The sequence below is a fragment of the Collimonas rhizosphaerae genome, from assembly GCF_038896935.1.
GTDB lineage: Bacteria > Pseudomonadota > Gammaproteobacteria > Burkholderiales > Burkholderiaceae_D > Collimonas > Collimonas rhizosphaerae.
This window is the reverse complement of record NZ_JBANDC010000005.1, coordinates 324,617-338,120: the sequence shown is the minus strand read 5'-3', so window position 1 is coordinate 338,120 and position 13,504 is coordinate 324,617. Positions and strand designations below refer to the sequence as shown.

General features: G+C 61.4%; 9 protein-coding genes. 7 read left to right on the top strand and 2 right to left on the bottom strand.

All coding sequences use genetic code 11. From position 1 onward, the window contains the following. The first annotated feature begins 96 nt into the window (after window positions 1–96). The 4 genes from V8G57_RS09815 to V8G57_RS09800 all read left to right on the top strand — a co-directional run bounded on the left by V8G57_RS09815 (window position 97) and on the right by V8G57_RS09800 (window position 7,078). Window positions 97–873, top strand: coding sequence for an APH(3') family aminoglycoside O-phosphotransferase (locus V8G57_RS09815; protein ID WP_342829217.1), 777 nt, complete (start codon window positions 97–99; stop codon window positions 871–873). Window positions 874–1,344: 471 nt separating this feature from the next. Next, window positions 1,345–2,829 (top strand): efflux transporter outer membrane subunit, encoded by a 1,485-nt coding sequence (locus V8G57_RS09810; protein ID WP_342829215.1) that lies wholly within the window; start codon window positions 1,345–1,347, stop codon window positions 2,827–2,829. Between the two features lie 24 nt (window positions 2,830–2,853). Next, window positions 2,854–3,996 carry an efflux RND transporter periplasmic adaptor subunit gene (locus V8G57_RS09805; protein WP_342829214.1) on the top strand — a complete coding sequence of 381 codons (1,143 nt, stop codon included), beginning with the start codon at window positions 2,854–2,856 and terminating at the stop codon, window positions 3,994–3,996. A 13-nt stretch (window positions 3,997–4,009) separates the two neighbouring features. Further along, window positions 4,010–7,078: an efflux RND transporter permease subunit gene (locus V8G57_RS09800; RefSeq protein ID WP_342829212.1), complete on the top strand. Its 3,069-nt coding sequence runs from the start codon at window positions 4,010–4,012 to the stop codon at window positions 7,076–7,078. 73 nt (window positions 7,079–7,151) lie between these two features. Here the strand turns inward: V8G57_RS09800 and cynR are convergent, their stop codons facing one another. Beyond that, window positions 7,152–8,042, bottom strand: a complete 891-nt coding sequence (gene cynR, locus V8G57_RS09795; RefSeq protein ID WP_342829211.1) for a transcriptional regulator CynR — start codon at window positions 8,040–8,042, stop codon at window positions 7,152–7,154. A gap of 113 nt (window positions 8,043–8,155) precedes the next feature. On the opposite strand from cynR, the gene V8G57_RS09790 reads away from it, so the two are divergent. From V8G57_RS09790 to V8G57_RS09780, 3 genes are all read left to right on the top strand, one after another. Continuing rightward, window positions 8,156–8,818, top strand: coding sequence for a carbonic anhydrase (locus V8G57_RS09790; protein WP_342829210.1), 663 nt, complete (start codon window positions 8,156–8,158; stop codon window positions 8,816–8,818). 52 nt (window positions 8,819–8,870) lie between these two features. Further along, entirely contained in the window at window positions 8,871–9,341 is a 471-nt protein-coding gene (cynS, locus tag V8G57_RS09785) for a cyanase (RefSeq protein ID WP_342829209.1), read from the top strand. A gap of 155 nt (window positions 9,342–9,496) precedes the next feature. Continuing rightward, complete coding sequence (locus tag V8G57_RS09780) at window positions 9,497–10,150, top strand: DUF1345 domain-containing protein (protein WP_342829208.1); 654 nt, start codon at window positions 9,497–9,499, stop codon at window positions 10,148–10,150. Between the two features lie 104 nt (window positions 10,151–10,254). Here V8G57_RS09780 and mgtA read toward each other — a convergent pair whose 3' ends face one another. Continuing rightward, window positions 10,255–13,017, bottom strand: a complete 2,763-nt coding sequence (gene mgtA, locus V8G57_RS09775; RefSeq protein ID WP_342829207.1) for a magnesium-translocating P-type ATPase — start codon at window positions 13,015–13,017, stop codon at window positions 10,255–10,257. Window positions 13,018–13,504: the final 487 nt, after the last annotated feature.

Here is a 13,504-nt window from a genome sequence, read left to right as displayed (position 1 = left end):
TTTCCTGTTCATTGAAAATAATTTTGCGATCGTGATTTCGAGCTCATGTTTAATGGGAGACGGCGATCAAAATCGACTAGATTTCTTGATCTGCGCATGAGCCTCGACCTGCCTTCTACCATTCGCCGCTTCATCGGCGATGCCGACTTGATAACCGACAAGATCGGAGAGTCTCCCTGTGCGGTGCACGAGTTCCGGCGCGGCGGCGAGCGCTTCTTCCTGAAGTCTTCGCCGACGGCCTATGCCAATACCACCTACAGCGTGCGTCGCGAAGCACAGGTGCTTGATTGGCTGTCTGGACGCCTGCACGTTCCAGAGGTGGTTGCCACTGCCGAGCGCGACGGCGAGGCGTTCATGATCACGCGGGCAGTACCGGGGCGGCCACTGGCTACCTGTATCGCTGCCGGGCTGCCTGTTTCGGCGCTGTTCGGCGAAGCGCTGCGCAATCTCCAGCAAGTGTCCGTGTCCAATTGTCCATTCGATGCCAGTGTGGCAATGCGTCTGCGAGAACTGGACATCTTGTTAGCGAAGAACCTGATCGATCCCGACCACGACCTTGATGCCTGGCCGGGACTGGACACGCCAGCCAAACTGGTCGCCCATCTGCATGCCCACGTACCGCATCAGGATCGGGTGTTCTCGCACGGTGACCTGTGCGGCAACAACGTTTTCGTCGATGCGCGCGAACGGCTGTTCTTCATTGATCTTGGCCGCGGCGGCATTGCCGATCGCTGGCTGGACATAGCCTTCGTCCACCGCGAACTGCGTGACCAGGTCGCTGAAGCCAAGGCGAAGACGATCATGGCTGCGCTCGGCGAGCCAGACCAGCCGGACAAACGCCGTTATTTCGAGCAGTTGGACGAGCTGTTCTAATTCCCCAGTCTTCATGATCGGTTAATGATCGTGCAAAAAAATCGGGCATCATGCATGGCGCTGCCCCGAAGCATCTGCCTTCCACCGAATTCCCGGCAGCCGTCGGCGCCTGGTTCCACGCGGCGAAAGTGGTATGGCACTTACTAAACAGGGTGGAAGCAAGTTATTATTGCTGCGCAGAAATTTGACGACGTATCTGTAGTAGATAAATTGATATTTTTTTGCTGTTATTTCTTGCGATTCGGTCCGATTGCATTTCATCCCGTGTTTTAGTCGATTGATTCCCTCGATTCTGCAGCTTGTCGCAATCGCATACCCGGCAGCAATTTTCCTCTTTACAGTGTCGATACACACTGTACATTGGAGAGTTGCAGCAAATAATCACAGACAGCGCCATACCCAGTAAAGCAGCTAAAACAATTAAAAATCCCGCATTTGGGAGCCCCTCAAAAAATCATGTAAGGGAAAAGGATGCGTTTATTCAAGATGCTCGGCAGCGTACCCCTGCTGTCGGTGATCGCCGGTTGCGTTGTCGGGCCTACCTACCAGGTGCCCACGCCAGCTACCTCATCACAAGCGGTGCTGCCGCAATTTCAAAGCGCTTTGCCGAAGCCGGCGGAAGCCGATGGCGCTACTGACCTGACGCGTTGGTGGTCGCAATTCGACGATCCGCTGGTAGCGGAGCTGGTCGCCACGGCCGAGGCCAGCAATCCCAGCGTGGCGCAGGCGCTGGCGCGCATCACCCAGGCACGCGCCACGGCGGGTTCCGCCGGCAGCGCGCTCTATCCTTCGGTGGCCGCCGACGCCAGCAGCACACGCAGCAAATCCCTCTCGGGCCTGACCTCAAACCTGGGCAGCGTCGCCACCGTCGCCACCAGCAGCACCGCTACCCTCGACGCCAGCTGGGAGCTTGACCTGTTCGGCGGCAAGCGCAAGACCGCGGAAGCCGCCAACGCGCGCGTGTTCGCCCGCAACGCCGACTGGTACGGCGCCAAGGTGTCGCTGGCGGCGGAAGTCGGCAGCACCCTGGTGAACTACCGTGCTTGCGTGGCCACCGCGGCGATGCTGACGCAGGACCTGAAGTCGCGCGAGCAGACCGCCCAGCTTACGGCGCTCAAAGTCAAGGCTGGATTCACCGCGCCGGCAGACGGCGCGCTGATCAACGGCTCCACCGCGGACGCCCGGCAAAAACTGGTGGTGCAGCGTACCGAGTGCGACCTTGATGTCAAGGCGCTGGTGGCGCTGACCGACATTCCCGAACCCGCCTTGCGCACCAAGCTGGCTGTCAATGAGCGCCTGCCGACGCCGCGCGGTTTTGTGGTCGAGAGCGTGCCGGCGCAGGCTTTGTCGCAGCGGCCTGACATCGCTGTCGCCGAGCGCGAGCTGGCAGCGGCCAGCGCCGAGATCAATGTCGCCCAGGCCAATCGCTATCCGAGCATTTCGCTGCTGGGCAGCATCGGCATCGGCGGCTTGCGCTTCGACGGCGGCAGTTCCCGGTCCGATACCTGGTCGTTCGGTCCTTCGCTCAAGTTGCCGCTATTCGATGCCGGACTGCGCAGGGCGCAGGTGGACCTGGCGCACGGCCGTTACGACGAGGCGTATGCCGGCTACCAGTCGCAGGTGCGCAGCGCGGCGCGCGAAATCGAGGAAGCGCTGGTGCGCCTGGATGCGGCGGCGCGGCGTGAAGACGATGCGGCGCTGGCGGCGCGCGAATATGAAAGCTACTTCCACGCCAACGACGACAAGTTCAAGGCCGGCAGCGGCAGCCTGTTTGAACTGGAAGATGCGCGCCGCACCTTCCTGGCTGCGCAACAGACCCAGATCAGCGTGCAGCGCGATCACGTGGCGGCCTGGATTGCCCTGTACAAGGCTTTGGGCGGCGGCTGGCGCAACCAGGCGGAGCAGGCGGCCTTGCCGGCCGCGCCTGCCGCAGCGTCAAACTCCGAACGTTCTTAATATAGAAATGTAAAGAAGAGAGTCATGAAAAAGCCATCTTTGAAACTGACAGCAATCGCGGCGCTGGTCGTCGTCATCGGTTCTGCCGCGGTCTGGGCCACTACAGGAAAAAGCGGCAAACCTGCCGACAAAGAAACAAGCAAGCCTAAAGCTTCGCTGACCATCACTACCACCAAGGCGCAAAGCGCCGACTGGCCGCTGACCTTGTCGGCCAACGGCAGCGTCGCCGCCTGGCAGGAGGCAGTGGTCGGCAGCGAACTGGGTGGTTTGCAGCTGGCAGAGGTAAGGGTTAATGTCGGCGATATCGTCAAGCGCGGCCAGGTGCTGGCGCGTTTCAGCAACGACAGCGTAGAGGCCCAGGTGGCCCAGCAGAAGGCTGCCGTGGAAGAAGCGCGCGCGGCCTTGTCGGAAGCGGACGCCAATGCCGAGCGGGCGCGTTCGCTGGTCAACAGCGGCGCCTTGAGCGGCCAGCAGACCACCCAGTACGAAGTCGCCGAGCGCAGCGCCAAGGCGCGCCTGCAGTCCGCCCAGGCCAGCCTGGAAATGCAGCAGATCCGGCTGCGCCAGACCCAGGTGCTGGCGCCTGACGACGGCGTGATTTCTTCACGTACCGCAACGGTTGGTTCGGTGGCGTCGCAAGGACAGGAACTGTTCAAGCTGATCCGCCAGAACCGCCTCGAATGGCGCGGCGAAGTGAATGCCACCGACCTGCTGCAGATCAAGGTCGGGCAGGCGGTCAAGCTGCGCGTCACCAATGGCGTGGTGGTGGACGGCAAGGTGCGCATGGTGGCGCCGACCGTCGATCCGCTCACGCGCAACGGCCTGGTGTATGTCGACCTGCCGGCGCCGGGCAACGTCCATGCGGGCATGTTCGGCACCGGCCAGTTTGCGCTGGGTTACGCCACGGCGCTGACCTTGCCGCAGAGCGCGGTGGTGATGCGCGACGGCTATAGCTACGTTTACCAGCTGGGCAAAGATGACAAAGTGACCCAGACCAAGGTCACCATAGGGCGCCGCATTGGCGACCGCATCGAGGTTGCCCAGGGCGCGAACGGGATCACGGCGGCGATGACGCTGGTGGAAAAGGGCGCGGGCTTCCTGGCCGACGGCGACACCGTGCGGGTAGCGCCGGAAAACAAGCCGGCGGCACCGCTGGCGATGAAATAAGCGAGGACCGGCCATGAATTTTTCCGCGCTTTCCATCAAGCATCCGGTTCCCGCCATCCTGCTGTTCATCATGCTCACCGTCATGGGGCTGATGAGCTTCAAGGACATGCTGGTGCAGGATTCGCCCGATATCGATTTTCCCTTCATTTCGGTGACCACCAGCCTGCCAGGAGCTTCTCCTTCGCAGCTGGAAACCGAGGTGGCGCGCAAGATTGAAAATTCGGTCGCCACCGTCACCGACATCCGGCATATATACACCACCATCAACGACGGGGTAGTCAACACCCAGATCGAATTCCGCCTGGAAAAGGATATCCAGGAAGCGATGGACGATGTGCACGACGCGGTCAACCGCGTGCGCAGCGATTTGCCCACCGACGTCCGCGATCCGGTTTACGGCAAGGCGAGCACCTCGGGCCGGCCGATCATCACCTACACCGTCAAGTCCGACCAGCTGGATGAAGAAGCGCTGTCCTGGTTTGTCGACAACGATGTTTCCAAGGCCTTGCTGTCGGTCCCCGGGGTCGGCAAGATCGACCGCGTCGGCGGCGTCAACCGCGAAGTGCTGGTGGAACTGGACCCGGTACGGATGGCGGCCCTGAACGTATCGGCGGCGCAGATTTCGCGCCAGCTGCAGCGCGTGCAGCAGGAGGCGCCGGGCGGCAAGGCTGACATCAGCGGCGCGCGGCAATCGGTGCGCACCATCGGCACGGTCGGCAACGTGGCGGAAGTCGCCGCCTTGCAGATGGCTTTGCCGGACGGCCATGTGATCCGCCTGGACCAGGTCGCCAAGGTAACCGACGGCATCGGCGAGCGCACCGCGCTGACGCTGCTCGACGGTAAGCCGGTGGTCGGCTTTGAAATCACGCGCAGCAAGGGCGCCAGTGAAATCACGGTTTCCGACGCGGTGCAGAAAGCCGTCGCGACGCTGAACCAGAAGGCGAGCCACGTCAAGATCGAGGAAGCGTTCAACAACGTCGATGCGGTCAAGGAAAACTACGCAGGTTCGATGTCGCTGCTGTATGAGGGCGCGCTGCTGGCGGTGCTGGTGGTCTGGTTCTTCCTGCGCGACTGGCGGGCGACGCTGGTGGCGGCGGCGGCGCTGCCGCTGTCGATCATCCCGACCTTCATGGTGATGAAATTCCTCGGTTTTACCCTCAACGGCGTGACCTTGCTGTCGCTGGCGCTGGTGATCGGGATCCTGGTGGACGATGCGATTGTCGAAATTGAAAACATCGTGCGCCACCTGCGCATGGGCAAGACGCCATACCAGGCCGCGCTGGAAGCCGCCGATGAAATCGGCCTGGCGGTGGTGGCGACTACGTTCACCCTGGTCGCGGTATTCCTGCCGACGGCGTTCATGAGCGGCATCGTCGGCAAATACTTCAAGCAGTTCGGCTGGACCGCGGCGATCGCGGTGACCACCTCGCTGGTGGTGGCGCGTTTGCTGACGCCGATGATGTCGGCCTACCTGCTCAAGCCGCTGATGCACAAGGAAAAAGAAAGCCGCATGATGACCACCTACATGGCGGTCGCTTCGTGGTGCATGCACCACCGGCTCAAGACCATGGGCATGGCGGCGGTGTTCTTTATCCTGTCGCTAGCCATGATCCCGTTCCTGCCGACCGGCTTCATCCCGCCCAGCGACCGCGGCCAGACCCAGGTCACGCTGGAACTGCCGCCTGGCAGCATCCTGGCGGAAACCCGCGCCAGCTCTGAACAGGCGCGCCGTCTGCTGATGACCAACAAGAATGTCGCCCAGGTCTACAGCGCCATCGGCGGCGACGAGGCGCGCCGTTCGACCTTGACCGTGCTGCTCAAGGATCCGCCGGAGCGCAAGCAGAAGCAGACCGAAGTCGATAGCGAATTGCGCAAGCTGCTGACACAGTTGCCTGGCTTGCGGTTTACCGTGGGCGGCGGCGGCAACGGCGAAGAATTGCAGCTGCTGCTGTCGGGCGACGATCCGCAAGCGCTGGGCGCCGTGACGCGCGCCATCGAACGCGAAATCCGCACCATTCCCGACCTCGGCAACATTACGTCCAGCATCAGCCTGGTGCGGCCGGAAATCATTGTTACGCCTAACTTCGCCAAGGCTGCGGATCTCGGCGTCACCGCTTCGGCCATCGGCGACACCTTGCGCATCGCCACCTCCGGCGATTACGACCAGTCGGTGGCCAAGCTGAACCTGCCCGAGCGGCAGATTCCGATCCGCGTGCGTTTGCCGGAAGATGCGCGGCATGACATGAGCGTGCTGGAGCGCCTGGCGGTGCAGGGCAAGAACGGCAATGTGCCGTTGAGCTCGGTGGCCGATATCCGCTTCGACAGCGGCCCGGCGCGGATTGATCGCCTCGACCGCAACCGGCGCGTGATCATCCACGTTGAGCTGAACGGCCATGAAATCGGCGATGTGATGTCGAAGATCAACGAGCTGCCGAACCTGAAGAACCTGCCGCCCAACGTCAAGCGCGGCGAGCTGGGCGACGCCGAAATCATGAAGGAACTGTTCTCCGGCTTTGCGCTGGCGATGCTGACCGGCGTGCTGTGCGTGTACATGGTGCTGGTGCTGCTGTTCAAGGGCTTCCTGCAGCCGGTGACGATCCTGGCGGCGTTGCCGTTGTCGATTGGCGGTGCGTTCGCGGCCTTGCTGATCACGCATAATTCGTTCTCGATGCCGTCGCTGATCGGGTTGCTGATGCTGATGGGGATCGCGGTCAAGAATTCGATCCTGCTGGTGGAGTACGCCATCGTGGCGCGCCGCGACCATGGCATGAGCCGTTTCGAAGCGCTGATGGATGCCTGCCACAAGCGGGCCCAGCCGATCGTCATGACCACCATCGCCATGGGCGCCGGCATGCTGCCGATCGCCCTCGGGCTGGGTGCGGATTCCAGTTTCCGCGGACCGATGGCGATTGCCGTCATCGGCGGCCTGGTGACATCGACTTTCCTGAGCCTGCTGGTGATTCCGGTGGTGTTCACCTATGTCGACGACCTGCTGGTCTGGGCCGGCCGCAAGTTCCGGCGCAAGCCGGGAGAGAGCATGGTGCATATGGTGGCCAGCAAGCTGCACATTACCGAAACCTGATCGAAACATGATCCAGAAAACGCCCGCAAGGGCGTTTTTTCATTGCGGCATGTTTTTTGCGGCGTCTGCAGCTTTATTCAGCGGCAGCCAGATTGCCGGCGAGCTCGGCGAAAGCGCTGGCCGCAGCGCTTTGATAACTGTCCTTGCGCCACAAAAGCGAGACCGTGCGGTGCGGCAAGGCAGGGTTCAGCGGGACTTCCCGCAGCCCGGGATGTTCGCGTGCAATCGCATCCGGCAAGATGGTGGCGACGCCACCGCGGCGGACGATTTCCACGATCGCGCTAATGGTATTGGCTTCGATGGCGATGTTGGGCGAGATGCCCTGCTGCTGCAGGTAAGCATCGACAAAAGTGCGGGTGGCGAAGTCGCTGCTGAGCAGCGCCAGCGATTGCCGGCCAAGCTCGCTCGCTGCCAGCGCCCTGGCAGCCGGGCGCTTGGCCAGCGGGTGCGTCAGTCCGACCACCACGCATAGCTTTTCCACGAACAGGGGCCGGCTGCTGATTTCCTGCGAGCGGACCTGGCTGAAGGCCAGCCCCAGGTCAACCTGGTCCGCCGCCAGCGCCGTTTCAATTGCATCCAGGGTCTTTTCAATCACCTGCAGCGCGATGCCGGGGTAGCTGGCGTTGAAGCGCGCGATCAACGGTCCTGCCAGATAAGAAGTCAGGCTGGGCGTCATGGCCAGCCGCAGCGTGCCGCGCGACAGGTCGCGCACGTCGTGGATAGCCCGCTGGCCGGCTTCCAGCTCGCGCAGCGCCCTGCGGGCGTAGGCGACATAAGCTTCACCGGCATCGGTGGCGCGCACCACTCTGCCGCTGCGGTCCAGGAGCTGCACTCCCAACGTCTCTTCCAGCTGCCGTATCTGCTGCGACAAAGTCGGCTGCGAAACATACAAGGCTTCCGCCGCCCTGGTGAAGTTTCCCTGTTCGACGACGGCGAGCAGGTAGCGGATATGGCGTAGTAGCATGTTTGATAACTATAGGAAATTCTTATTGAGATTATTGTATATCGGTCTTGGACCTAATAGTTCGACGCCTTCATCATGGCTCCATTACTTCAACAGCTACAAGGAGAAACGCCATGAAGTCCATCGTCGATGGGGTCTTGAAATTCCAGAAGCACACCTTCCCGGGCCTGTCCGGGCTGTTCAAGGAACTGGCCACCGCCCAGAACCCGAGTGCATTGTTCATCACCTGTTCCGACAGCCGCGTCGTGCCGGAATTGCTGACCCAGCAGGATCCGGGCGACATCTTCGTGATCCGCAATGCCGGCAATATCGTTCCATCCTATAGCTCGGCGCCGGGAGGCGTCACTGCCACGGTCGAATATGCGGTCGCCGTACTGGGCGTGAGCGACATCGTGGTCTGCGGCCATTCCGATTGCGGCGCCATGACGGCTATCTCCAGTTGCAAATGCCTGGATCACTTGCCCGCGGTGGCTGGCTGGCTGCGCCATGCCGATTCCGCCAAAGCGGTGAATGCAGCCCGTACCCATGCCTCGCCTGCGGCCCGGCTGAGCTCGATGGTGCGTGAAAACGTCATCGCCCAGCTAGTCAACATCAGGACCCATCCTTCGGTCGCGCTGGCGCTGGAGCAGGGCAGCCTGAACCTGCATGGGTGGGTGTACGACATTGAAACTGGCTCGATCGTGGCGCTGGACGGCGCAAGCAATCAATTCGTCTCGCTCGCCGAATTTCCCCAAACCGTCGTTACGCCTGCCAAACGCAGCGTGCTGGCTGCTTAACGCTTAACCATTGGCAGTTCTTCGTCCGTTCTCTCACTGAAAAGGAAACATCATGCAACAAGCAAACGTATATCAAGACAACCGCGTCGCCCTCACTTCTCGCGTCATCGCCGCCAAGGCCCTCAAGGATCTGTCCTGGAAACAGCTGGCCGAAGGCAGCGGCCTGAGCGTGGCCTATGTCACGGCAGCGCTGCTGGGGCAGCATGCCTTGCCGAAGGTCGCCGCCGAAATGGTTTGCCGGCGCCTCGGCCTGGAGCCGGAAGCCGCGGCGGAGCTGCAGATGATTCCGTTGCGCGGCAGCATCCCGGGCGGGATTCCTACCGATCCGACCATTTACCGTTTCTACGAAATGCTGCAAATCTACGGCACCACCTTGAAGATGCTGGTGCATGAAGAACTGGGCGACGGCATCATCAGCGCCATCAACTTCAAGCTGGACCTGAAACGGGTAGAAGACCCTGAAGGCGGTTCGCGTGCGGTGATTACCCTGGACGGAAAATTCCTGCCGAATAAACCGTACTGACCGGGCTGCGTCGCCGTGTGTTTTCCTTAAAACGAAAACACACGGGAATCCGCAGTTGCAATATGCTATCGATTAAGAAACGGCGAGGCGGCTCCAATGCGGCCTCGTTTTTTCAATTTCGCCTTGCATCGACACCGGATTCAAAAAGGACAAGCATGAATAATTTGCGCCGCCTGGTTTTCCATACCCACCCGCGCCTGATGATTGCATTGATCGTCGGCCTCGCGGTATGGACGGTCCAGCCCACGAGCTCGCACCTGACGCGCCTGCTGATCGGCTGGAACGCCGGCGTCTGGACTTACCTGGCGATGCTCTGGTGGATGATGGCCAGGGCCAGCTCGGGGCAGGTGAAAAGGCGCGCCGCCATCGAGGACGAGAACGATACCGTGATACTGGTCCTGATCTGCGTCGCCGCGGTCAGCAGCATCGGCGCGGTGGTGCTGGGGTTGGCGCACACCCAGGATTTCCTGCCGGGCCCGAAAGAGCTGCGCTACATGTTTACCGGCATGACGGTGCTGGGCTCCTGGTTCCTGGTGGGCACCATCTTCGCGCTGCATTACGCGCGCCTGTTTTATGCCTGCGCGGGCGACAAGCTGCCGCTGCGTTTTCCTGACGATGAAAAAAATCCCGACTATTGGGATTTCCTGTATTTCTCTTTCACGATGGCGGTCGCGGTCCAGACTTCCGACGTCAGCATCATGACGCGCTCCATGCGCAAGATCGTGCTGATGCAGTCGGTGCTGACCTTCCTGTTCAATTCGGCCATCCTGGGCCTGTCGATCAACATCGCGGCAGGCCTGGTCGGATAAACACCGCGCCAGCGCCGGGACGTAAAAAAAGCCAATCGCATGATTGGCTTTTCTTTTTGCAGGGGCCGGGACGATGACCTGTCCCGTTCCCCTGGCGCCGCAGCTTATTGCCAGCCGTAGCGGCGGGCGTACCAGCCTTTCATTGCCTGCGTCAGCACCGCGTAGGCCACCAGGATCAGCAGCAGCCATGGGAAGTAAGTCAGCGGCAAAGCCTGCAGCTTGAAGTAATGGGCCAGCGGCGACATCGGCAGCAGGATGCCGACCAGCATGATGATCAGGGTCATGCTCATCAGGGCCCACGAAGCGCGGCTCTGGAAGAACGGGATCTTGCGGGTGCGGATCATGTGCACGATCAAGGTCTGCGACAGCAAGCCCTCGATGAACCAGCCGGACTGGAACAGGGTCTGGTGTTCCGGCGTGTTGGCGCCGAAGATGTACCACATCAAGGCAAATGTCGTGATGTCGAAAATCGAGCTGATCGGACCGAAGAACACCATGAAACGGCCGATTTCGGCGGCGTTCCAGCGCTGCGGTTTCTCCAGGAATTCCTTGTCGACGTTATCGAAAGGAATCGTGATCTGCGAGATGTCGTACAGCAGGTTCTGCACCAGCAGGTGCAACGGCAGCATCGGCAGGAACGGCAGGAAGGCGCTGGCGACCAGCACCGAGAATACATTGCCGAAGTTGGAGCTGGCGGTCATCTTGATGTACTTCAGCATGTTGGCGAAGGTCTTGCGGCCTTCCAGCACGCCTTCTTCCAGCACCATCAGGCTCTTTTCCAGCAAGATGATATCGGCCGCTTCCTTGGCGATATCGACCGCGGTGTCGACCGAGATGCCAATGTCGGCTGCGCGCAATGCCGGCGCATCGTTGATGCCGTCGCCCATGAAGCCGACCACGTGGCCCTTGTCATGCAGCACGCGCACGATGCGTTCCTTGTGGGTCGGGCTGAGCTTGGCGAAGACGGTGGTGGTGTCGACCGCGACGGCGAGCTCGGCGTCGCTCATTTTCTCGACGTCGTTGCCGAGCAGCATGCCGTCCACGGCCAGGCCGACCTGGCGGCAGATCTTGGCGGTCACCAGTTCGTTGTCGCCGGTCAGGATCTTGACCGTGATGCCGTGTTCCCGCAGCGCGTCCAGCGCCGGCTTGGTGGATTCCTTCGGCGGGTCGAGGAAGGCGATATAGCCGATCAGGACCAGGTCGCTTTCATCGGCGACGCCGTACACTTCCTTGGTCGGCGGCAGGTCCTTGGCGGCTACCGCCACCACGCGCAAGCCTTCGGCGTTCAGGCTGGAGGTGGTCTCGTAGATTTCCTGCAGCAGTTCCTTGGTGAACGGCACCACCTGGCCGTTGTGGCGGGCGTGGGTGCAGACCGAGACGATTTCTTCGACGGCGCCTTTGCAGATCAGTTCATGATGGTCTTCGCGTTCGCTGACCACCACCGACATGCGGCGGCGCTGGAAGTCGAACGGGATTTCATCGACCTTGCGGTAGGCCGAGGCCAGCGCCATTTCGCGCTGCAGCTCGGCGTGTTCGAGGACGGCGACGTCCAGCAGGTTTTTCAGGCCGGTCTGGTAATGGCTGTTGAGGTAGGCGTATTCCAGCACCAGGTCGTCCTGCTCGCCGAGGATGTCGGTATGGCGTTCCAGGAAAATCTTGTCCTGGGTCAGGGTGCCGGTCTTGTCGGTGCACAGGACGTCCATGGCGCCGAAGTTCTGGATCGCGTCCAGGCGCTTGACGATCACCTTCTTGCGCGACAGCGCGACCGCGCCCTTGGCCAGGGTCGAGGTAACAATCATCGGCAGCATTTCCGGCGTCAGGCCGACCGCGATCGACATCGCAAACAGGAACGCTTCGACCCAGTCGCCCTTGGTGTAGCCGTTCAGCAGGAACACCACCGGCGTCATCACCATCATGAAGCGGATCAGCAGCCAGCTGACCTTGTTGACGCCGGACTGGAACGCGGTAGGCGTGCGGTCGGATGCGGTGACGCGCTCGGCCAGGGCGCCGAAGTAAGTGCGGTTGCCGGTGGTGACCACGATCGCGGTGGCGGAACCGCTGACCACGTTGGTGCCCATGAAGCACAGGTTGTCCAGCTCCAGCGGGTTGCTGGTGGCGGCGCCGCGGTGGGTAACGAATTTTTCCACCGGCAGCGATTCGCCGGTCATGGCGGCCTGGCTGATGAACAGGTCCTTGGCGGTCAGCAGGCGCAGGTCGGCCGGGATCATGTCGCCGGCGGACAGCTGGACGATGTCGCCCGGCACCAGCTTCTTGATCGGCAGTTCGATGCGGCGCGCGCCCTTCGGATGCAAGGTGACGTCGAAGTAGCGCAGGGCTTCCTCGGCGATGTCTTCGGCCAGGTCGTGGCGCAGCACCGTGGCGGTGTTGCTGACCATGGCCTTGAGCTTGTCGGCGGCGGTATTGGAGCGCGACTCCTGGATGAAACGCATCAAGGTCGACAGCACCACCATCGAACCGATGACGATGGTGGCTTTCATGTCTTCGGTGAGGTAGGAAACGGCGGCCAGCACGGTCAGCAGCAGGTTGAACGGGTTTTTGTAGCATTGCCACAGGTGCGTCCATTTCGAGATCGGCTTTTCGTGCTCGACCTCGTTCGGGCCGGCGCTGGCGCGGGCAGCGTCCGCCTCGGCCTCGGTCAGGCCGTCGGCGCGGCTGTGCAGGGTCTTGAACAGTTCGCTGATATCGACATGGGCGGCAGAGGACAGGTTTTCCGCCAGCGAGGGCGGCACATCCTTGGTGACCGGGGTGCTGCGGAACATGTCCGCGCCGAGGCGGCGGAAGTGGCGGTCCATGCCGTGGGTGCGGACAAAGCTAACGAATGTTTCTCTCAGGATGTTCAGATTCATGGTCTTCTTCTTTTTTCATGCAATGCGGTCGGCTGTTGTCGATCAGTGTGTCGCTTGTTGCGTGCTTTTAGCTTTATCGCCTTTAACTTTATCGCCTTGACTTTGTGTTAACGACTGGCAACCCATCCGGATGACAGCCTGTCGGCAAAAAGAAAAAAGTTCTAGAACGGCACCAGACTGTAAATTCGATCGGTGACATCTTGATGACAATCTCGGATCTATCTCAAGCGCTGGATGCAAGTGTTCGATGGCCGCGACAACGGCGCTAGCCATGGTCAGGGCCAGATTCAGCCGGGTGCGCTGCCGGCGCGGCGGCGCAACTCTGGATGAAACAAGATCAGGTGGTGGAATACTGCGCGCCCGGGAAAGGATTCCAGGCGCTGGGATACCATCATCCGCCGGTGGCGAGATGACGGCAGGGAAATCCTGCGTTATCTTGCCGAGGCGGAGCCAGAACGGGTCTGGCTACAACTGTCACTCGAACAAG